Below are 20,628 nucleotides of genomic sequence, written 5' to 3'. Positions count from 1 at the left end.
TTTTCCCCTTTACACCGTATAACGCTCAGCCATGTGCGTTGATTGACCTAATTTAAAAAAAGTTGTTTTTGTGCAAGCTCTGCTGAAATTGTACCAACATTTCCAGCCCCTTGGGTTAAAACAACATCGTTGGCTTGCAATAGATGACCTAATACTGTTTCAAGATGTTTTTCATCAATTGGATCAATCAAAATTGGTTCAACTTGGCCTCTTAAACGAATACTTCGAGCCAGTGACCTACTATCTGCCCCAACAATTGGTTTTTCACCTGCTGGATAAACTTCAAGCAAAATCAATTGATCAACTTGTGACAGTACATCCACAAAGTCATCGAAGCAATCACGTGTGCGTGAAAAGCGGTGTGGTTGGAACATCATCACTAAACGCTGCTCTGGGTGACTTTGACGCACAGCTTTAATGGTGGCATCAACTTCTTTAGGATGATGCCCATAGTCATCAATCAGTTTGACTGTGCCATCTGCAAGTGGGTATTCACCTTGAATTTGAAAGCGACGACCCACGCCACTAAAGCCCTGTAAAGCACGGCTAATGGCTGCATCTGAAACACCTTCATCGGTTGCAATACCAATGGCAGCAAGTGCATTTAAAACGTTGTGTAATCCAGGCTGGTTAATCGTTAAGCGTAATGGCTCACGTTCTTTTCTCAGCACGGTAAAATGTGACTGCATACCATCTTGTACTACATCTATGGCACGAATATCATTGTCGTCATTAAAACCATAGGTCAGCGTTGGTCGCCCAAAACGTGGCATAATTTCACGTACATTGCGGTCATCACCACAAACCACTGCCAAGCCGTAAAATGGCATACGGCGAATAAACTCGACAAAAGTATCTTTAAGCTTGTCAAAGCTCCCTTCGTAAGTATCCATGTGGTCGGCATCGACATTGGTAATAATGGCAGCCATCGGTTGCAAGTATAAAAATGATGCATCTGATTCATCTGCTTCTGCCACAATGAAGCGGCTTTCGCCCAGTGCAGCATTAACACCTGTACTGTTGAGTAAACCACCAATCACATACGTTGGGTCAAACTTTTCTTCGGCTAACATGGTGGTCAGCAAACTGGTGGTCGTGGTTTTACCATGTGTACCCGCAACGGCTATACCATGTCTATAACGCATCAGCTCACCTAACATTTCTGCACGGCGTACCAATGGAATACGTTGTTCTAAAGCTGCTTTAATTTCAGGGTTTTCTGCATCAATGGCGGTAGAGACGACAATGACATCGGCCTGTTCAATATTGTTTTCATGATGGCCAATATAGACTTTGATCCCCACATGCTCTAATTGTGCAGTGGTTTTTGACGCTTTAATGTCTGAACCAGACACACAATAGCCTTGGTTTTTCAGAACTTCTGCAATACCGCACATGCCTGCACCGCCAATTCCAACAAAGTGGATATGTTTAATACGACGCATTTCTGGCACTTTAATCAGTTTTTTTTCTAAGTGAGCAGGTGTTTTTGGTGACATGACAGGCCTTAAGTTAAATATTTGCAATAATTTCAGCAACATGTTGTGTTGCATTCGGTTGTGATTTTTGGCGTGCATTCACCGCCATTTCAGACAAAATGGTCCGATTCATCAGTGTTTTAAGTAGTTCAGTCACAGACTCCACGGTCATGGTCGCTTGAGGACACAACTTGGCTGCCCCTACTTTACATAAGTATTGTGCATTGGCTGTTTGGTGGTCATCTACCGCACTTGGTAACGGTACAAACACCGCAGCCACACCCGCAGTTGCAACTTCGGTGACCGTCAATGCACCTGCACGGCAAATAATTAAATCTGCATCGCTATATGCTTGCGCCATATCGGCAATAAATGGCACAACCGTCGCCTCTATATTATTAGGGGCATTGGCATAACGTGCTTGTGTTGCTTCAAGCTGTTTTTGACCACACTGGTGGGTAATCTTTAAGGAAGCGCCTAGTTGTTGTAATGCAACTGGCATGGTTTCATTTAAGACCTGTGCTCCAAGAGAACCTCCAACCACCAAAATATTAAATGGCTGCTGTTGTTTTTCTCGTTGTTCGTAACGCCACGCAGGGCTCAATATATTGGTAATTTCAGTACGTACAGGATTACCCGTGATGACAACTTTTGGGTGACTACGAAAGGTTTTTGGAAAAGCTTGGCATACTTTCTTAGCCACTTTTGCTAATTGTAAGTTGGTAAAACCTGCAATGGCATTTTGTTCATGAATCACCACAGGTATGCCCAATGCACGGGCCGCAAGACCGCCTGGCCCTGCCACATAGCCACCAAATCCTGCCACAACATCTATTTTTTGTTGTTTCATAATGCTCATGGCATGTAGCACGGCATTTAAAATTTTAAATGGTGCTGCTAACTTACGCATGACACCGTTACCACGCACACCTTGTATATCTATTTGATAAATAGGAATGTCTTCTTGTTCTAGCAAACGGTTTTCCATACCATGTGGTGTCGCAAGCCACGATATACGATGGCCTTGTTGTTGAAGTGCTTTTGCAACTGCAAGCGCAGGAAAAACATGACCACCGGTGCCAGCAGCCATCATTAAAATATGTTTGGGTTTAAACACTGTTGATTCGGTCACGGGTATAATACTTCGGCTGTAATTTGATAATTTTAATGTCTTATTCTAATCATAAAGTGCTTATGAGGTGAATGATTTTCACGTGTTTTAAACAAATTTTGTGAAAATAACTCATTAAATATTCAGCAATAAATTCAATTGCTGAATATTTAACAAAGTGCATGCTGCGATTTACAAATAGACTGGCTCTTTTAGTCAATCTGGTGTTTATTTAACTTTGTTTTTCCGATCTTCAAGCACATCAAACAATAGGTCGGCAATAGATGTACCAAACTGTGTGTCTATTTCTCGGATACAGGTTGGACTGGTGACATTAATCTCTGTTACATACTCACCAATGACATCTAACCCAACAAACACTAGTCCTTTTTCACGCAAAAATGGCCCAACTTTGGCCGCAATTTCACGGTCTTTTTCAGTGAGTGGGCGAGCTTCACCCAAACCACCTGCCGCTAAGTTACCACGCACTTCGCCATTTTGCGGAATACGGGCAAGACAATACGGTACAGGTTCACCATGAACCATTAAAATGCGTTTATCACCATCTACGATTTCAGGAATATAGCGCTGTGCCATAATGGGCACTGTGCCAAGTGCGGTCAACATTTCTAGTGTAGAACCAATATTGGGCCCACCCGCACTTAAACGAAAAATACCAGAACCACCCATACCATCGAGTGGTTTTACAATCACATCTTGATGCGTCTGTATAAACTCTCGGATTAATGTGTGTTGTGAGGTCACCAACGTTGGTACTTGCAACGCTGGGAACTGTGTTGCAAAGAGTTTTTCATTACAGTCACGCAACGATTGGGGTTTATTGACCACCCATGCACCTTCTCGCTCGGCTTGCTCTAACACATAGGTGGTGTAGACAAAATTCATGTCAAACGGTGGGTCTTTACGCATTAAAATAATGTCGTAGTCGGCAAGAGATTGTTTTCTTTGCTCACTTAATTGGTAATGCGGCGTTTGCTGTTCGAACACTTGTAAGTCTGCCACTAAGCCAAAGGCTTTCCCTTGGTCTATATATAAATCGTGTTGCTGTGCATAGCCCAGTTGATGCCCACGACGACTGGCTGCCCATAACATGGCCATGGTCGAATCTTTTTTAAGATTGACTTGCTGAATAGGGTCCATAATCACTAAAACACGCATAATGCTCACTCTATTTTTAAGATACTTTGAATATACCTGATTTATTGTGTTGTTGCTGTACGTGAAAATTGGGCTGCCGCCTCAAATACATCTTGCTCAGGGTAAAGCCCTGTATATAAATGAAATTGTGCCAATGCTTGGCGTGCAAAAACCTCTGCACCTGTAATCACCGTTTTATTTAGACCTTTAGCATAGCAAATGGTGGGCGTATTTTCTGGTAAAGCAACCACATCAAATACGATATTCGCCGCATCTATGACCTCTTTAGGCCATGCCAATTCATCTTGCCATGCTGTGCCTTGCATGCCTACAGGTGTAGCATTAATAATTAAATCGGCCTGATTTGGCTCTAAACCAGTTTGCCAAACATAACCTAACTTTTGGGCTAATGCCGTACCTGTGGTTTCATTTTTTGCCACAATAATGCCTTGTTCAAAGCCCTTATTTTTCAAAGCATAAGCAATCGCTTTTGCCATACCACCACTGCCTTTCAGAGCAAATCGGGTGTTGGGTGAAATCTTGTACTCGTCAATCAGTTGTTGGATTGCCATATAGTCGGTATTAAATGCTTTGAGTACACCATCTGTATTTACAATGGTATTTACAGAGGCAATGGCTTGTGCTGATGGGTCTAGCTCATCAACCAATGCCATAACTTCTTCTTTATACGGCATAGAAATGGCACACCCTCGTACAGGTAAGCCACGTACACCTTGTATGGCTTGTGCCAAATTGACTGGCGCAAAGGCTTTATATACATAGTTTAGATGGTAAGCTTCGTATAAATAATTATGAAAGCGAGTACCAAAATTACTCGGTTTAGCCGCCAAAGACATACACAGCACAGTATCTTTATTAATTCTCATCAGCATCCTGCCATAGATATTTTTATTGTTTTTATCGTATCACTCCACATTGTAAAATAGTGTATAAATACTTTAACGACAGGCGATTTATTTAACCTTTAAAGTTTCCAAAACTGAGCTGATCTTTTATCTTAACACTCATGGTTAGTTTAAATAAAAATGTCAGCTTTATAAAATGATGTCTGAAGAGCATTCTCATGTAATCCCCTTTCTAACCAGTATATTTTGAATTACTGTGTATTGTATTTATTCTAAATCAAAATGGGATATCACCATTAATGGTGGCTCTATGCATAATACGATGCGCACTGCCATAATCAAAAAGTGCCTTATGCTGTGTACAACGATTATCCCAAATAGCCACATCACCTTGTGCCCACTGCCAACGTAAATGTAAGTTCGGCTGTGTCGCATGTTGAAATAGAAATTGAAGTAGACGCTGACTTTCTGAAGCTTCTAACTCATTAATTTGAGTGGTAAAGCCTTCACTCACAAAGAGTATCGGTGCTTTAGTAATGGGATGTGTTCTTACAACAGGATGGGTAACTGGCGGATTTCTTTCAAAAACTTTTAATAATTTATCCTTATCTTGCTGTGTTTTTGCATAGCGCTCTATTGGAAAAGACTGCCGAATATCATGTGTGGCAGTTAAACCAAACAGCTTTTTTCGTATATCTACTGGAAGTGTATTAAAAGCACCTATACCTGTTGCCCAAAAGGTATCCCCTCCGTGAGCTGGAATTTTTTTGGCTTGTAACACACACCCTAATGGTGGTGTTTGACTAAAAGTAACGTCTGTATGCCATAACTCATTATCTCTTAGGTCTTGTTTTAAACTATCTAAAATAATAATTTCAGGGACATCTTCAACATGTGGGAAAATAGGATGTTTATGCAGTGACCCAAAACTCTGGGCTAAGTTTGCTTGTTGGCGTGGCAAGATATTTTGTTGGCGAAAGAAAATGACTTGATAATCAAGTAATGCCTGATGAATCATCGCCAAAGTTTTGGTATTTAACTCATTTAAATCAACACCATGAATAATTGCACCAATTGTAGGTTTAATGATTTCAATTTCAAATGGCATATTATTTATCCTATAACTGCTTGTCATACCAAGGAGAAAGTTGTTGTTGCAACCAACGTAAAAACAGCTCAAAAATGACAGCCACTATCGCAATAACAAGAATGCCTAAAATTACGATATCGGTAATTAAAAACTGTGCAGCCGATTGAACCATAAACCCAATACCTCTATCTGCTGCAACCAGTTCTGCAGCAACTAAAGTTGACCAACCAACACCAAGCCCTATACGAATGCCCGTAATAATATGTGGAAGTGCTGTTGGTAAGATGACATATTGGAATACTTGTATTGGACTTGCACCAAGCGAAAGTGCTGCTCGCTCTCTATTTTTTTGATGGCTAAGCACACCATAGGTACTGCTAATAATAATAGGTGCCAAAATAGATAGGAAAATAAGTAAAATTTTAGTTGTTTCACCAATGCCAAACCAAATGACAAGTAAGGGTAAATATGCCAATGGTGGAATGGGTCTTAATAATTCAATTAAAGGATCAATGATTGCTCTTGCCCATTTATTCAAACCCATTAACAGGCCTACAGGTACACCGACAACAATAGCTAAAAGTAGTGCAATAAAAACCCGACTGATACTTGCCGCCAAATGTTGCCATAACGTGGCTTTCATAAAACCGTGTTGGCTCACTTCAATAAACTTATGAAAAACAGCTTGGGGACTTGGTAAAAATAATGGAGAAATAACACCAAAAGCTGTTATTAGAAACCAAATCACAAAAAGCAGTGCTACACTTGAAATACTTAAAATAACAGCCTGATACTGCATCCAGTATTTATGTAAAAAAGTGGTCTTATGATCTATGAAACCTTTTTTTTCTTTGACTATTCGCTTTGTATCTACGATATCATGCATACATTAGCCCTCCACTTCATGGCTTAGTTGTGTGAAGAGTTGTTCACGAAGAGCAATAAATTGAGGGTCTGATTTAATTAAACGAATGGACTCTCCTCTACGATAGCGATGTGAAAAATCCAAGCTTAATCTTTTTGCAATTCTGCCAGGTTTTGCTTGCATAATAATAAGCGCTTCACTCAGTAAAAGTGCTTCTTCTATATCGTGTGTAATTAAGAAGAAACTTCTTTTTTGCTTTGCCCATAAATCCAAGACAAGCTTTTGCATATGCTCTCTTGTAAATGCATCTAAGGCTGCAAAAGGCTCATCTAATAGAATAAATTCGGCATGGCTAATCAATGCACGAGCAATACCTACTCGCTGCTTCATACCTCCAGACAACTCCCAAATATTCGATTGCGCCACATGAGCTAAACCGACTATTTCTAAAATTTTCTGAACGCGTTGTTCGATAACAGCCACATTTAACTTCTGAACTTCTAAAGAAAATGCAACATTGTCTTGTACATTTAACCATGGGAATAAAGCATGTTCTTGAAACACAACTGCACGAGTAGCATCTGGGCCATGTAAAGGTTTCCCGTTAAGTAATACCTGTCCTGTGCTTGGCTTTTGAAATCCTGCCAGAATATTTAATAACGTTGTTTTACCGCAACCTGACTCTCCTAAAACAGTCGTCAGAGAACCTTGCTCAATCTCTAAATGGATACTCTCTAGCGTTGGCACTGTATGGTTTGGAAAGGTTAGCCCTATATGATCTGCAATCAATTTACTCATGATCTAACCCTTACCTTACTTTAAAAATGCTGTAGATACATTGTCTTGATAATTGGGCTTTACTTGGTCTACCTTACCTTGCTGTTTTAAAAACTGTGCTGTATCCAAAACATTTTTAGCAAATTCATTCGACAAAGCATCTATTTGTTGTTGTTGATTTAAATACGTATTTCCTGAAAGTAGCAATTTAATATCTTCAGGTTTAGAACCAGTCAATGTGGAAATATCGGTAATATTTTTACTGTCCAGTGTAAATTGATCTGGAGATTGGTTGTATTTATCGAGTTGATTTAATGTCGTAGAAACAAAAGATTTTAAAAACTCAGGATTCTTTTCAGCAAAATCTTTTCTAACCACCCATAGGTCATATGTTGGTGCACCCCACTGCCCCACTTGCTCTGAATCTACCAGTACTTGCCCTGTTTCTTTGACTTTGTTTAAAGCTGGCTCCCAAACATACGCGGCATCAATATCCCCACGGTTCCATGCTGCAATAATTTCAGGCGGTCTTAAATTAATAATTTTGACTTGGTCTTCAGAAATATTCCAATGTTTCAACGCAGCCAATAAGCTATAGTGTGTCGTAGATACAAATGGCACAGCAATTGTTTTACCAATCAAATCAATCGGTTGTTTAATGCCTGATTTTTTCTGAACAACAAGGGCTTCCGAACTGCCTAATTTTGCGGTAATGAGAAATGCTTCAATAGGAACGCCTCGACTTGCCGCCGCTGCAAATGGACTTGAGCCAATATTACCAATCGCAACATCTCCAGATGCCAACGCAGTGACCACATCAGAACCTGTATCAAATTTTTTCCACGATATCGCATGTTGGCTATTTTTTTCATACAACCCTTCAGCCTGTGCCACTTTACTTGGATCAACGCCCGTTTGATATGCAATAACAATTGGTGTTTCATTCTGTGCGATGGCTTTTGTTGTCGTTCCAGAACTCTGATAAATCAAAAAGCCAACAAGTGCCACAACAATCAATATTGTTATCGTTAGAGGCTTTCTATACTGTTTTTTCATAATGATAATGGTTGTTTATTAATATGAACGATATGGTATTGTGCAAAGTGGTCACAAAAAAATAAGAATTAGTTTATTAGTTATTCATATTTAATAAATATATTTTACTTCTATACTTTGTATTTAAATTACAAAGCATATCCAGCAGATTCCCCAGACATAATATGGAGAAAAATGAATGAAACTTTATCGCTATTTAACAGGTACAGATGATTCAGCCTTTTGTGCACGTGTAAGCAAAGCACTCAACAAAGGCTGGACATTACACGGTGCACCAACCATGACTTTTAATGGTTCACAAGTCATTGTTGGGCAAGTCATTTGTAAAGAAACAGATGCAGAATTTAATGAAGATATAGACATGATCGAAGCATTAAAAGCGGCTTCATAACAAAAAAAGCCCTTGTCTCTTTCAACACAAGGGCTTTCTTTGAGCTGTATTAAACATCTATACCATAACGCTGACGATACGCTTGCATATTAGACAACGCGACTTGGTCGCCTTGTTGCTCTAAATATGCCATGAGATCTTGCATGGTCATTAAGGCATGTACTGGAATCTCTAACTCTTGTTGCACTTCTTGTATTGCAGACAATTGGCCTTGCCCACGCTCTTGACGGTCTAATGCCACCAATACACCTGCAATATTGGCTCCTGCTTGCTTGAGCAGTGTCACTACTTCACGAATGGCTGTGCCTGCAGTAATCACATCATCAATAATCCAAACATTTTTACCTTCAACAGATGCACCCACCAACACCCCACCTTCGCCATGGTCTTTGGCTTCTTTACGGTTGAAACCCCACGGTACACTTTGGGCATGGTTTTTAGACAGTGCAACCGCCGTTGCTGCCACAAAAGGAATACCTTTATACGCAGGGCCAAAAATCACATCGACCTGCTCACACTGCTGTAATTTAGCAGCATAACCATCTGCCAACACAGACAATGCCTCACCATCAGACAACAGACCTGCATTAAAAAAGTAAGGGCTGACACGACCAGACTTTAAGGTAAACTCACCAAATTTAAGCACACCTCGCGATAAGGCAAGTTCAATAAAAGCCTGTATGTTAAACTGCGTGGTCATGAAGCACTCCATTTTTAGATTTAGATATTGAGGTAAAACGTCACCATGATACCAAAGGATAGCTACACAAGTGATCAAAAAATTCTGCGAGTTGTATCTCTCAATGTGAACGGCCTACGCGCATCGGTTAAAAAAGGTCTACTCGAATGGTTAGCACAATCAGATGCAGATGTGGTTTGTATTCAAGAGAGCCGTATCACCCATGCTCAGTGCACTGACCAATTTAAACCAGAAGGTTGGTATACTCACTTATTTCCTGCCGAAAAAGCAGGTTATGCAGGCACTGCAATTTTTAGTCGCCTACCCTTTGTATCTGTCACAGATGGCTTAGGTTTTGAACTTGCAGACAGCCAAGGGCGTTTTATTGCAGCTGAGTTTGACTTAGGCCTTGAAAAAAATGTCTATATTTGCTCACTTTACTTACCCTCTGGTTCATCGGGCGATGAAGCTCAAGCACGTAAAGAAATTTTCTTAGAAAGGTATCAATCCATTTTAAAGCAATGGCGTGATGAAGATAAGTCGATGATTATTTGTGGTGACTACAATATCGTACATAAACGTATTGATATTAAAAACTGGTCAGGCAATAAAAATTCATCGGGTTGTTTACCACATGAGCGTGCATGGCTTGATCATATGTATGACGAACTTGGCTATGTAGACACTTTCCGTACTGTACGTCCAGAAGCAGAGCTTTACTCGTGGTGGTCGAACCGTGGCCAAGCTCGTGCTAAAAATGTGGGATGGCGGATTGACTATCAGGCCTGCTCTCCTGACTGGGAAGCTCGTACGGTGAATGCATGGGTGTATCGTGAACAATGGTATAGCGACCATGCGCCTGTCATTATTGACTATCATTTAAATTAAAAAATGCTTAATTTTTAGATTAAAAATACATAAATCACACTTAAATGGTAATATTAGTGCCAAATGAAAGGTGTAAATGGTTATAGAGAACACCTGTTCTTTTTTAACGTGGAAATGGCTTACACCACGTGTCGTCTTTACGGCTATTTATTTATGTCAAATAAGTGCAATATATTCATACGGCACAGGGACATGTCAGGATGACACAAAAGGATTGGAAGCCGTAGGAAGTAAAGAAACATACGAGTGATCGTAGGTTTTAAAGGACTTAACATTGGACGTTAACACAGTGAAACCCGCATAATCAGGATGATTTAATGCGGGTTTTCTGCTTTTATACCCTGCTTTTTGTGTTCAGCATGACACTGCCATGTTTTTTCAGTTAACCTTATGAGCTATTCAATAAGGATACTTCATCATGTTAAAAATATACGGCATTAAAAACTGTAGCTCTATGAAGAAAGCTTTTGACTTACTCGATACACTTGGCTTGAGCTATGAATTCCATGACTATAAAAAACAAAGTATAGATGCACAACACTTAAAACAGTGGCTAGACACAGTAGGTGCAGAGGTGATTTTAAATAAAAAAGGTACAACTTGGCGTAAACTAGATGAACAAGCACAGCAAACGGCTTTAGCCAGTCAAACCGCTCTCATTGAAGCTCTGATGACTCACACCAGTATGATTAAACGCCCCGTGCTAGAAACACCAAATGGGCTCATTGTAGGCTTTGATGAAGAAAAATATCGAGCTTTAACAAATTAGTCACTTATTTAAATTAGACTTTGTATAGGTAAAATACTAATGCTTCATAGTGGCTATCATATAGCCACTATATTTACATCTAATAATAACTCATTATTTTATTTATTATGATCAACCCCATAGATATTACATCAGAAATACCTTCATGGTTATACAAAAACTACGATATCCCCTGTGTATCTTGTCATATCATCGTTTCTGGTATCAATCTTGTTTTATCTGCACAAACCCATCAGGGTCACCAATATTTTATAAAAGTATTTAGTTCTGAAAGATCAATCACTTCAGTAGAAAGTGAAGGACTTATCACCAATTTTCTACGCTTAAAAAGCATTGCTGCTACCGAAGCGGTAAAAAGTATCACAGGTCAACTCAGTCATTTGATTTCTATAAAGGATCAGTTATATTCTGCTCTAGTCTTTTCAAAAGCAAATGGTCGGCCATGTACACTCAATGATGAAGATCTAGTAATTTGTGCAACGACATTATTTCAACTGCATAATATAGATTCTACACATATCAATGTTCCTATTTTTGACATTGACAAAAAAATTCAGCAGATGAGTAAACTATCTGACTTGTACTTTCTTTCTAAACCATTAGAACAGCATTATAAAGGTTTAATTACAGCACTAAAAATACAAAGCTTTCAGTCTGGGGGTTCTATATGCCATGGCGACCCTAGGGCTCCAAATATCTTTATAAAAAATGATCAAGCCACATTAATAGACTTTGAGTATAGTTGCTTATCTAATCCATCCCTAGATCTTGCAATAATGGTTTGGGGCTTATATACAAAAAGCATTTATGATGAAAAATATTTACGTAAAATTGATTTTTTTCTATCATCTTACAATCAATTATCAGCATATCATTTTACGCTTAAAGATTTAGCACCATATGCCCTGCTTCATGAAGTTTGGTCTATTTGGTTTTTAACAAAACATAGGCTCTTAACCGCTCATACAGCCACATCTATTTTAAGTATATCTTCCTCAGTTTTTTCACTATTAAAAAATGACCTAAAATTAAATTGACTCACCATTTTTCGATGATTCCGTTTTAAAATTCACACCAACCATTAATCCACTTAAACTCTAGTTATGCCTACACCCGTAGGCACAACGCTTACCTACATAAAAACTACTGTATACGTTGCCAAATTTGGTTACGACCCAACAATGAAATACCAATATAACCACGTAATTTCAGGGTTTTATTTTGATTCAGTAACTCCCCTTTCAAACGATAACTTTTACCATTTTTAGGGTCAATAATTGTACCGTCCTCATATTTATTATCACCCACACTTTTTAAACCACGCACAATCACCGCACCTTGTAACGGCTTATTGTGGTATTGCCCTTCACACTCACCACAAATACCATCTTCACCGGGTACTAACACTTTTTGAATGGTTGCGGTAAAGCTTCCATCACGCTGTTGGTTAAATACCACCTGTGCTTTTGGCTGATTGGTTTCATCATCTATGGTTTTCCACACACTTGCATTTAATGGGTCTGCCGCATGTGTTATGGTAGCCAAGCCTGCTAGGGCAATTGAACATAATATTTTTTTCATTGTGTATTCCTATAAGTAACTCATGATGTGACTTAACGCACATCATACATGACTATCTATAACGAATATATGCACCATAAGGCCATTATTATGCATGAAATGTGGAAACAACTGCTTGTCGAATCTTGTTTAAAAAGCACGCTACGCTACCCAAGTAAATATGATTTCTCTCCACAGACCATGCGTCATTTTACTGGCCAAATCGCACAGGTTTTTCCATGCAATAAACAAGGCCTAAACATAGATACTTATAGTTTAGCCAACCTCACCGTTGAAAAAATAACACCATTAAATAACACATCAAAACATATTATTTTATATCTACACGGCGGTGGTTTTTGTTTAGGCTCACTCAAAACACATCGGGCTTGGCTGTGTGAAATGGCACGTACCACTGGAACAACGGTCATGAGCCTAGCTTACCCTTTAGCTCCTGAAACTACATTTCCAGCGCAAAGTGAAGCAATCTACAATGCCTATAGAGCACTGCTTGAGTCTGGTATTCAAGCACAAGATATTATTTTGGCAGGTGACGATGCAGGTGCAAATTTAGCCCTTGCTTTATGCTTACGTTTGATCAGACAAAAAAATACAGCACTGCCATGTGGTTTAATGTTGCTGTCGCCATTTGTAGACCTCACACTCACCAGTAACTCAGTCAGATACAATCAAAAACATGATGCATTGGTATCTGTTGATTTCTTAAAAAAAGCCATTGGCTATTACCTTAAAGATACCGACTTTGAAACATCGGACCCACGGGTATCACCTTTGTTTGATGACCTCACAGGTCTACCGCCATTACTGATACAAGTCGGCAGTAAATCATTGCTCATGGACGATGCAAAACGACTCAAAGACATGGCAGAACGTGCCGAAGTCGATGTCTACTATAAACTCTATACAGGCATGTGGCACAACTTTTTTATGTTTAATGCATGGTTTGATGAAGGCAAAATGGCTTTAAATGATATGTGTTCTTTTATTCAGCAACGTTTAAATCAAAGCAGTTAAAAAAATCATGGCTTTACTTCGGTAAAGCCATGATTAAAAAAATAATCAGCAATTAAAAACGATAATCGAGCTTTAATGTGCCTTCATTGCTATGGCTGTCACTCGCAAACTGCCCTGTATAATTTAACCCAAGACTGAACTGATTTGTCAGTTTTGTACTTATGCCAAGATCTACTTTAGCAAGATCTTTTGCAACTTCCGAGCCATTCACTTTATAGCTTGAAGCACGGTCAAAATTCAACGTGGCTTGTCCTTGCGTATCACCAAGTGCATGTTGCCAACCTAACCCAAATTGTGCGGTCACCACGTGAGACGCCACTGCAAAATCATGGTTCGCTTTTAAACCCAATGTCGTAAATGTCATGTTATTGGTTGACTTTGCACCGTGTAAGTTCGCAAGATCGGCACCTTGCTCTTGGAATGCTTTGGTTTGCGTAACCACATGAGCCAAACGTAGGTATGGGCTGATAGGGAGTGCTGTTGGTTTAAAGGCATATTCAGCAAAACCTTGAATACTGTAAACATCTAGATTGGCATTGGCTTGGCTATTTAGACCCGTGCTATTGATTTGACGTTTAACAGAGACATCACCCCAGCGGCCAATCAGACCAAGCGTTGTACTTGACTGCTCATCTGCATAACGACCATAAACACCCAGCTGGCTATTATTATCTTTTGCAGTAAAGCCTTTGTCTGCAACTTTAGCCGTACCTTTAGCCTGCCCCAACACTAGGCCAAGACTACTTTGATGATTAAGTGGTAATTCACCGCCAACCACTGCACCATAATTTTTATAGGTTGAATCTGACACGTCTACAGCACGGTTGTTCAACTGACGACCATAGCTGTTTAACCATAAATAAGGCTGAGACTGTAATTTTTGTGCTGCCACAAAATCTGTAGTCGCCAATAAATCTTGCGTTGCATTGACTGCTAAAGATGCATAACCCTCACCAGACAAACTATTGTATGACTGTACTGCTTGGTCACTGCTTTGTTTAGCCACAAGGTTATATAAGCTGTTACCCAAACCTAGACTTTCAATGCTATTTGCCACTTGATATTGGTTGGCTGTTTTTGCCACGCTATTAAAGCGTTGGTCATTTCTAAGTAGCTGTAATGTGACTGTATTTGCCGTATAACCAATTTGCGGTGTCAGAAAACTATAAGCACTTTTTACTGTTGCAAAACGGCCTGTTACCCCTTGATTACTATTTAAAATCACATATTCAGACAGTAGGTTATATTCACTACCCAAACCCACTTGCAACACGCTTGCGGCATTAATTTGAGTCCGACCACTCACATCTATACCACTGCTGGTTGCACTATTGGCTTGTGTTAGTACTTTGAGTGTGCCCTGATTTAAAGTGAGGTCACCACTCACAGACAATCGATTTAAAGACTGTGTTAAATCTACTGTACCGCCTTGTAGCACCTGTAGATTTTGTAGTTTCCCTGCACCTTGTAACGTACCGCCACTTTCAACAACCGTTGTACCATTCAAACGGTTGGTTACATTCAACTGGCCATTTTGCACACGGGTTGTACCTGTAAAACCACTCCCATCGCCTGTGTAATTCAGTAAGCCCGTCCCTTGTTTATACAAGGTACCCGTACCTGTGATGGTGTTGGCCAAGCTTTCTGTGGTGTTATGATTTAAAATCAAATTGGCCTGATTGACAATTGTGCCTTGACCAAATGCACTGCCATTACTCCCCACAAGTGTACCACCCAGTAATTGCGTACCACCAGACCAAGTGTTACGACCTGCCAAAGTGAGGGAGCCTGTACCTGTTTTTTCAAGTTGCCCTTGACCTGAAATATCATTTAACCAAACGTCAGATGCAGACAAACCACCATCGGCTGCATTCATATTAATCGTGGTTTTTTGATTAAATGCACCATAGCCATTGGCCGCTTTATATAAATTGAGCGTGTCATAACCTAAACCGTTATCTAATACACCGCCTCTCGCATTTGAGGTGGTTTGTAAAAGATCGCGACGCTGACTCGCTGTTAAATATGGATAGCGTGTTTCAATTAAAACTTCTGCATTTTCAGGGACAACAGGTGTGAGTGTTGTATCACCAATGGCCGTAAAGGCATTAGCAAACGTATATTTATCATACAATGCTTTGTTTGCTTGATACTGCGTATACAACTGATTTAAGTCTGATGTGCCATAACATGCACTGACTGTGCCACCGCACTGCGTTGCAAAAAAAGATTGGGCTTGTTGGTAGGCATTGCGTCTTAAATCTGCATTATTGATTAAACCTTGAATTGCATAATAGGTGGCATGCATACGACCACCAATGACATCAAGTGGTGAATGTATGCCTGCAATCACACGGCTATAGCCCATTTCACCCGCACGCAGTACCAAGTCGGCTTGCTGTTGTGGCACAACATAGGCAACACTCAATGCCGCCAAATACCCTGCATTGGTATGTCCACTTGGGAAACCGCCATCACCCTTGCCTGTTGCAGGAACTCGAGCAGCTAAAGAAGGCTGTAAAATCCCTTTTAGGTCTTGACCATCCAACGACTGACGAAATGGTCTTGGATAGTTATAGGCATTTTTTGCAGGCGTGGTACTTGCAGGATAACGCACTGCATTCACAAGGCTCACCAATTGCCCCAAGTTATTATTGGTCGTGCCCAGTCCATTGCCTTTGTCTGATACAGCACCCGAATACGCTTCTTTGGGTATACCATTCACCGTTGTAAATGCACCCGTTTCTTTTTTAAGGATATTTTGTAAAGGGCCTAAGGCTTGAATCACTGCATAGTTGGCATTTTGGCTATCAATCTCATAAGCTTTTACTTCTTGATCCGCAGTTCTACTTTTTGCAATATTGACTGCCAAGCGTACATTTTGATCTAAGACCTGAGCACCTTTTGCAGTAGGTGTACCCGTGTCCCATGTTGCCCCAGGTGTCCATAAATCATTAAAGCCAGACAATACATCTATGCCTGATTTCACCGTAGGCGTATCTGCAAAAAGTACCGCACTTTGTAAGGTAAAACCAATGGCGACAGCAAGTCGATTTAACTGAAATTTCATGTTTAAAAGCACATCGAAAAATAAAGTGCCTTTAATATAAGCACCTTAAGTGACATTACCTTTACTGAATATATAGTTAAATCATATAAAACAACAACAGACTATTGTGCCAATGCTGCCAATTGTATTTGCAGTTTATTTTGCTCAAACTCACCTGTTAAACGTAAATCTCTACGTTCTTGATGCGATGCATCTAAAAAAAGATAAGTGGGTGGGCCTAGCACCTGCCATTGAGTCAAAACATTTTGCTGAGAGGCATTATATTTACTCAAATCAAGCTTAATTAAATAATATGGCTGTAAGGCTTTTTGAATAGATGCTTGTTTTAAAATACCATGCTCAATCGGCTGGCAAGCCACACACCAGTCGGCATAGACATCTATAACCACGGCTTGCCCTTTGGGGGCATTCCCTAATATTTCTTTAAAACTTTGCTCATCTGTCGCTACATGCCAAACCATGCCACTGGCAACGGTTTGGGTCTGTGGTTGGTATTGCATCTGCTGTATGCAAAACGCCACAGCCACGGCAACGAGTAATACCGCGTAACACACTTTGAGCTTTAATGTGTACTTATAAATGGCATATAAAGCGTACACAGCAAAAGCAACATATAACAGTTGGATCAGTAGGTGTAACCAAAATACCGATAGTAACGGACGTAAAAAGTACACCGCTAAACCAAGCATAATAAATGCAAAAATGACTTTGATTTGGTTCATCCAAAGCCCTGCTTTTGGCAAGACTTTACTGCCTAAAATACTCACTAAAAGCAGTGGAATACCCATACCCAGACCAAGTACAAATAACAACAATGCTCCATGCCATTGGCTTTGGGTTTGAGCAATAAACAGTAATGCACCTGCAAGTGGTGCAGTCATACACGGCCCGACCAAGAGTGCAGAGACCGTACCCATCACTGCTGCACCAATATACGACCCACCTTGTTGTGAGGATTGTAACTTATCTAAGCGTGCTGTTAAAAAGCGAGGCAGTTGTAGTTCAAATACACCAAATAAATTCAGTGCAAACAATACAAATAAGCCACTAAATGCCATTAAGGTGACAGGTTGCTGTAACCAACGCTGAAAGCCTAAACCAATATAAGACGCCAATACACCAAGTAAAGCATAGACCGTAGCCATACTTAGGACAAACACCCCTGCAATGAGCCATGCCTTTGCACCTTTATGCTCTCGAATGAGCAAAGAACTGACAATGGGCAACATCGGCAATGAACACGGTGTAAAAGCCAACAAAAGCCCAAGCCCTAAAAATAGTCCTAAGCCATAACATAGCGAATGATTTTCTAAACGAGAAGCCCAGTGCTGATCCGATGCTGTATCTTGTAATGTGGCAGTATGATTTGTATCTACAACTGATGTCGGTTGAATTGCTTGTGGCGTGGTTTCATCATTTTGACGGCTGAGTGCTTGATCAAAAACACTACGCTGTGAGGCAATTTTATTTTCTGCCACCATTAAACCATCTGCATCGGTTTTAAACTGGGTATGTTGTGGTGGATAACACAAGCGGTCTTTGGCACAGCCTTGCCAAGACACATCGTACACGGTATTTGGCTTGGCTTTTATGTTTAAATGGAGTTGATTAAAATAAACCCACGTTGTACCAAACGTTTCATCGTGTTGCCGTGTTGCTTTTGGAAACTGTAATGCCATATCTTGCTGATTGGCCTGTACCGTCACTTTATGTTGATACAAATAATAGTTCGGTGCCATCTGCCATGCCAATGCAATGGTATTACGGTCTACAGACTCACTGCTCAATGCAAAGGCTTGATTGGCAGGTAATAAAGGTTCTTCTGCGTGTAGTATGGCAGTTGCCCATGCCATTGCTAAAATAATCATCAACCACAGTGTTTTACACCAACAACGACACAGAAAAACCATAAATTACTCAAATATTTAACAGCGAAGGCTTAAAATAAAAATGATACGCCCAAACCACCTGTATAATCAGGTACATCACCGCTTAAGCCCGCACCTACACTGGCATCTAGTTGCATACGTGGGCTAACTGCATACATCACACCCGTTGCCAAAGACGTTTGGCTGGCTTGGCTTTCTTGCTTGCGGTAGACAAACTCAGAATAACCCGACCATTTTTTAGAAAGCTGATAGCTTAATGTTGGTACAGCCGTTACTGCAAGGTCACGATTTTGCATTTCGTAACGCATGGTAATACCTGTGGTCAAAATATCATTTTGTGCATACTGTACACTTGAAGATAAGGCATAAATGTTATCTTCTGCTGTAAATTGGTCATTTCCTGTGGCAACCACCACCTGACCAAGCAATGCCATTGTCATACGGTTATCGTTTAAATCCACCGCATGTTTCACACCCACGGTCACATCACCCAAACCATGTACAGTGACTTTTTGTCCCTGCAATGTGGTTTTAATCCATCCTGGGCCACCAAAACCAAGCTGTAACTCGGTATTTTTTGTTAAGCCTGTACGAAATAGCATGTCACCTTGTAACGACACCGTGTTTTGTAAATCATTGTTAATATTTGGTTTGCTATAGCTCGCTGTTGGCAGACTTTGCTCCCATGCCACATGGCCAATCGGTGCAATGCTTGTACCAAAGCCAGTACCCGGACGGTCAAACGAAAAATCTTCAGCGAAGGCATGTATGCTCATGAATGCTGAACAAATAACGGTCATTTTAAATACTGTTTTCATGCTTAACCCCTCTTTTAAACACTCAATTCTTTAGACATTTTTGCACCATGCTCACGTAAAAGTTGCAAGGTTTGTTGCTCTTCTGGCAATGCTTCTGACCAATCAATTTCGTCATAATCACAGTCAAAAAACAGTTGGCTAATAGATGATAAAATGGTTAGGTCTTCATCATCTTTGGTATTTGGATTAACTTTTAAATCGAGTAGTCGCTGTACTGCAGGCACACAAGCTGCGCTCGCACAATCCCACAATGGGCCATAAAACTCTTCAGCATCCCATAAATGTACATTTGCACCTGCGGCAATTAAGGCATCTAAAAGGTCTAAATGAACCTGTAATTTTTGCTGTTTTTGTTGTTCTGACCACGGCGTTCCTTCTGTATACGCTGTAGATACCGCTTCCCACCAAGCAAATAAACCGTCACAGACCATTGAAATCGGTAAACCTTTTTCAGGGTCAATAAAATTCACATCTAAGCCTTGTGCTAAAACTTGCTCTACGGCCTTTACATCTAAAGCCTCAATGGCTTCAATAAATTGTTGCTGTTGTGCAGATAGCATCTTTACGCCCGTATCATGTTTTTTTTAGTGTAACAAGAAAGCCTGCCCTAGACGACAAAAAAGCACCTTTTTCGGTGCTTTTTTGTCGTGCTTATCTATTAAATTAGATGGCCTCTGGTGCAACATCTAATGGTTTTTGATCTCGTGGATTTTTTTGTTTTTCAAACAAATGTTCTAAACTGTGTTTTAAGCGTTCAACCGCACCATGAATGGCCGTATCAATGGTTGAGGCTTTATGCGAAACAGCAACAGGTTTCAAGCCTGCAGGACGAGCTTCAATCATACAACGCAGGTCGTTCTCTCCGCCTTTTGCCGCATTTTCATCACTTAAATGCACAGAAAAATGGGTGATCTTCTCACCATGACGCTGAAATTTATCGCTAATTTCAGTTTGTACATAACTGATTAAACGCTCACTGTTTTTAATGTTTTTATCTGTGCGGATTTCAATATTCATACATTATCCTCGCTTTTCGCTGATCTGGTGCAGAAAAAATACATCCATTTATTGCACCTGTCTTTATTCACAAGATTCACCAAAATCGGTATAACAATAATGCGCTATCAC

20 protein-coding genes are annotated in these 20,628 nt (G+C 40.2%); 5 read left to right on the top strand and 15 right to left on the bottom strand.

The window, feature by feature from the left end; translation table 11 throughout:
* Positions 1–47: 47 nt before the first annotated feature.
* The 8 genes from murC to tauA form a co-directional block, all read right to left on the bottom strand.
* Positions 48–1,499 (bottom strand): UDP-N-acetylmuramate--L-alanine ligase, encoded by a 1,452-nt coding sequence (gene murC, locus I2F31_RS08510; RefSeq protein ID WP_195768646.1) that lies wholly within the window; start codon positions 1,497–1,499, stop codon positions 48–50.
* A 13-nt stretch (positions 1,500–1,512) separates the two neighbouring features.
* Positions 1,513–2,610 (bottom strand): undecaprenyldiphospho-muramoylpentapeptide beta-N-acetylglucosaminyltransferase, encoded by a 1,098-nt coding sequence (gene murG / locus I2F31_RS08505; protein WP_195773755.1) that lies wholly within the window; start codon positions 2,608–2,610, stop codon positions 1,513–1,515.
* A 207-nt stretch (positions 2,611–2,817) separates the two neighbouring features.
* Positions 2,818–3,768 (bottom strand): glutathione synthase, encoded by a 951-nt coding sequence (gshB, locus tag I2F31_RS08500; RefSeq protein WP_195768648.1) that lies wholly within the window; start codon positions 3,766–3,768, stop codon positions 2,818–2,820.
* A 41-nt stretch (positions 3,769–3,809) separates the two neighbouring features.
* Positions 3,810–4,634: a shikimate 5-dehydrogenase gene (locus tag I2F31_RS08495; RefSeq protein WP_228285085.1), complete on the bottom strand. Its 825-nt coding sequence runs from the start codon at positions 4,632–4,634 to the stop codon at positions 3,810–3,812.
* A gap of 256 nt (positions 4,635–4,890) precedes the next feature.
* Positions 4,891–5,721, bottom strand: a complete 831-nt coding sequence (gene tauD / locus I2F31_RS08490) for a taurine dioxygenase (protein WP_195768650.1) — start codon at positions 5,719–5,721, stop codon at positions 4,891–4,893.
* A 10-nt stretch (positions 5,722–5,731) separates the two neighbouring features.
* Positions 5,732–6,589: a taurine ABC transporter permease TauC gene (tauC, locus tag I2F31_RS08485; protein WP_195768651.1), complete on the bottom strand. Its 858-nt coding sequence runs from the start codon at positions 6,587–6,589 to the stop codon at positions 5,732–5,734.
* Positions 6,590–6,592: 3 nt separating this feature from the next.
* On the bottom strand, positions 6,593–7,366 hold the full coding sequence (locus I2F31_RS08480; RefSeq protein WP_195768652.1) for a taurine ABC transporter ATP-binding protein: 774 nt from the start codon (positions 7,364–7,366) through the stop codon (positions 6,593–6,595).
* 15 nt (positions 7,367–7,381) lie between these two features.
* On the bottom strand, positions 7,382–8,401 hold the full coding sequence (gene tauA / locus I2F31_RS08475; RefSeq protein ID WP_195768653.1) for a taurine ABC transporter substrate-binding protein: 1,020 nt from the start codon (positions 8,399–8,401) through the stop codon (positions 7,382–7,384).
* Positions 8,402–8,579: 178 nt separating this feature from the next.
* Between tauA and I2F31_RS08470 the strand changes: the two genes are divergently transcribed.
* Positions 8,580–8,792 carry a DUF1737 domain-containing protein gene (locus I2F31_RS08470; protein WP_195768654.1) on the top strand — a complete coding sequence of 71 codons (213 nt, stop codon included), beginning with the start codon at positions 8,580–8,582 and terminating at the stop codon, positions 8,790–8,792.
* 49 nt (positions 8,793–8,841) lie between these two features.
* Here the strand turns inward: I2F31_RS08470 and pyrE are convergent, their stop codons facing one another.
* Positions 8,842–9,492, bottom strand: coding sequence for an orotate phosphoribosyltransferase (gene pyrE, locus I2F31_RS08465; protein ID WP_195768655.1), 651 nt, complete (start codon positions 9,490–9,492; stop codon positions 8,842–8,844).
* A 45-nt stretch (positions 9,493–9,537) separates the two neighbouring features.
* Between pyrE and I2F31_RS08460 the strand changes: the two genes are divergently transcribed.
* The 3 genes from I2F31_RS08460 (at position 9,538) to I2F31_RS08450 (ending at position 12,165) form a co-directional block, all read left to right on the top strand.
* Positions 9,538–10,359, top strand: a complete 822-nt coding sequence (locus tag I2F31_RS08460) for an exodeoxyribonuclease III (protein WP_195768656.1) — start codon at positions 9,538–9,540, stop codon at positions 10,357–10,359.
* Between the two features lie 418 nt (positions 10,360–10,777).
* On the top strand, positions 10,778–11,128 hold the full coding sequence (locus tag I2F31_RS08455) for a Spx/MgsR family RNA polymerase-binding regulatory protein (RefSeq protein WP_195768657.1): 351 nt from the start codon (positions 10,778–10,780) through the stop codon (positions 11,126–11,128).
* A gap of 107 nt (positions 11,129–11,235) precedes the next feature.
* The gene (locus tag I2F31_RS08450; protein ID WP_195768658.1) at positions 11,236–12,165 is read left to right on the top strand and encodes a phosphotransferase enzyme family protein; all 930 of its coding nucleotides are present in this window, start codon (positions 11,236–11,238) and stop codon (positions 12,163–12,165) included.
* A gap of 106 nt (positions 12,166–12,271) precedes the next feature.
* Here the strand turns inward: I2F31_RS08450 and I2F31_RS08445 are convergent, their stop codons facing one another.
* On the bottom strand, positions 12,272–12,709 hold the full coding sequence (locus tag I2F31_RS08445) for a DUF2147 domain-containing protein (RefSeq protein WP_195768659.1): 438 nt from the start codon (positions 12,707–12,709) through the stop codon (positions 12,272–12,274).
* A 48-nt stretch (positions 12,710–12,757) separates the two neighbouring features.
* Here I2F31_RS08445 and I2F31_RS08440 point away from each other — a divergent pair, with 48 nt between their 5' ends.
* On the top strand, positions 12,758–13,723 hold the full coding sequence (locus I2F31_RS08440) for an alpha/beta hydrolase (protein WP_407647870.1): 966 nt from the start codon (positions 12,758–12,760) through the stop codon (positions 13,721–13,723).
* Positions 13,724–13,775: 52 nt separating this feature from the next.
* Here the strand turns inward: I2F31_RS08440 and I2F31_RS08435 are convergent, their stop codons facing one another.
* From I2F31_RS08435 to I2F31_RS08415, 5 genes are all read right to left on the bottom strand, one after another.
* Positions 13,776–16,793 carry an autotransporter domain-containing protein gene (locus I2F31_RS08435; protein ID WP_195773753.1) on the bottom strand — a complete coding sequence of 1,006 codons (3,018 nt, stop codon included), beginning with the start codon at positions 16,791–16,793 and terminating at the stop codon, positions 13,776–13,778.
* A gap of 101 nt (positions 16,794–16,894) precedes the next feature.
* The gene (dsbD, locus tag I2F31_RS08430; protein WP_228285919.1) at positions 16,895–18,661 is read right to left on the bottom strand and encodes a protein-disulfide reductase DsbD; all 1,767 of its coding nucleotides are present in this window, start codon (positions 18,659–18,661) and stop codon (positions 16,895–16,897) included.
* A gap of 71 nt (positions 18,662–18,732) precedes the next feature.
* Positions 18,733–19,500: a transporter gene (locus I2F31_RS08425; protein WP_195768662.1), complete on the bottom strand. Its 768-nt coding sequence runs from the start codon at positions 19,498–19,500 to the stop codon at positions 18,733–18,735.
* 14 nt (positions 19,501–19,514) lie between these two features.
* Positions 19,515–20,060, bottom strand: coding sequence for an ankyrin repeat domain-containing protein (locus tag I2F31_RS08420; protein ID WP_195773751.1), 546 nt, complete (start codon positions 20,058–20,060; stop codon positions 19,515–19,517).
* A 103-nt stretch (positions 20,061–20,163) separates the two neighbouring features.
* Positions 20,164–20,517, bottom strand: a complete 354-nt coding sequence (locus tag I2F31_RS08415; RefSeq protein WP_195768664.1) for an HPF/RaiA family ribosome-associated protein — start codon at positions 20,515–20,517, stop codon at positions 20,164–20,166.
* Positions 20,518–20,628: the final 111 nt, after the last annotated feature.

Origin of the sequence: Acinetobacter rathckeae (assembly GCF_015627125.1) — a bacterium.
GTDB lineage: Bacteria > Pseudomonadota > Gammaproteobacteria > Pseudomonadales > Moraxellaceae > Acinetobacter > Acinetobacter rathckeae.
This window is presented reverse-complemented; position numbering and strand designations above follow the sequence as displayed.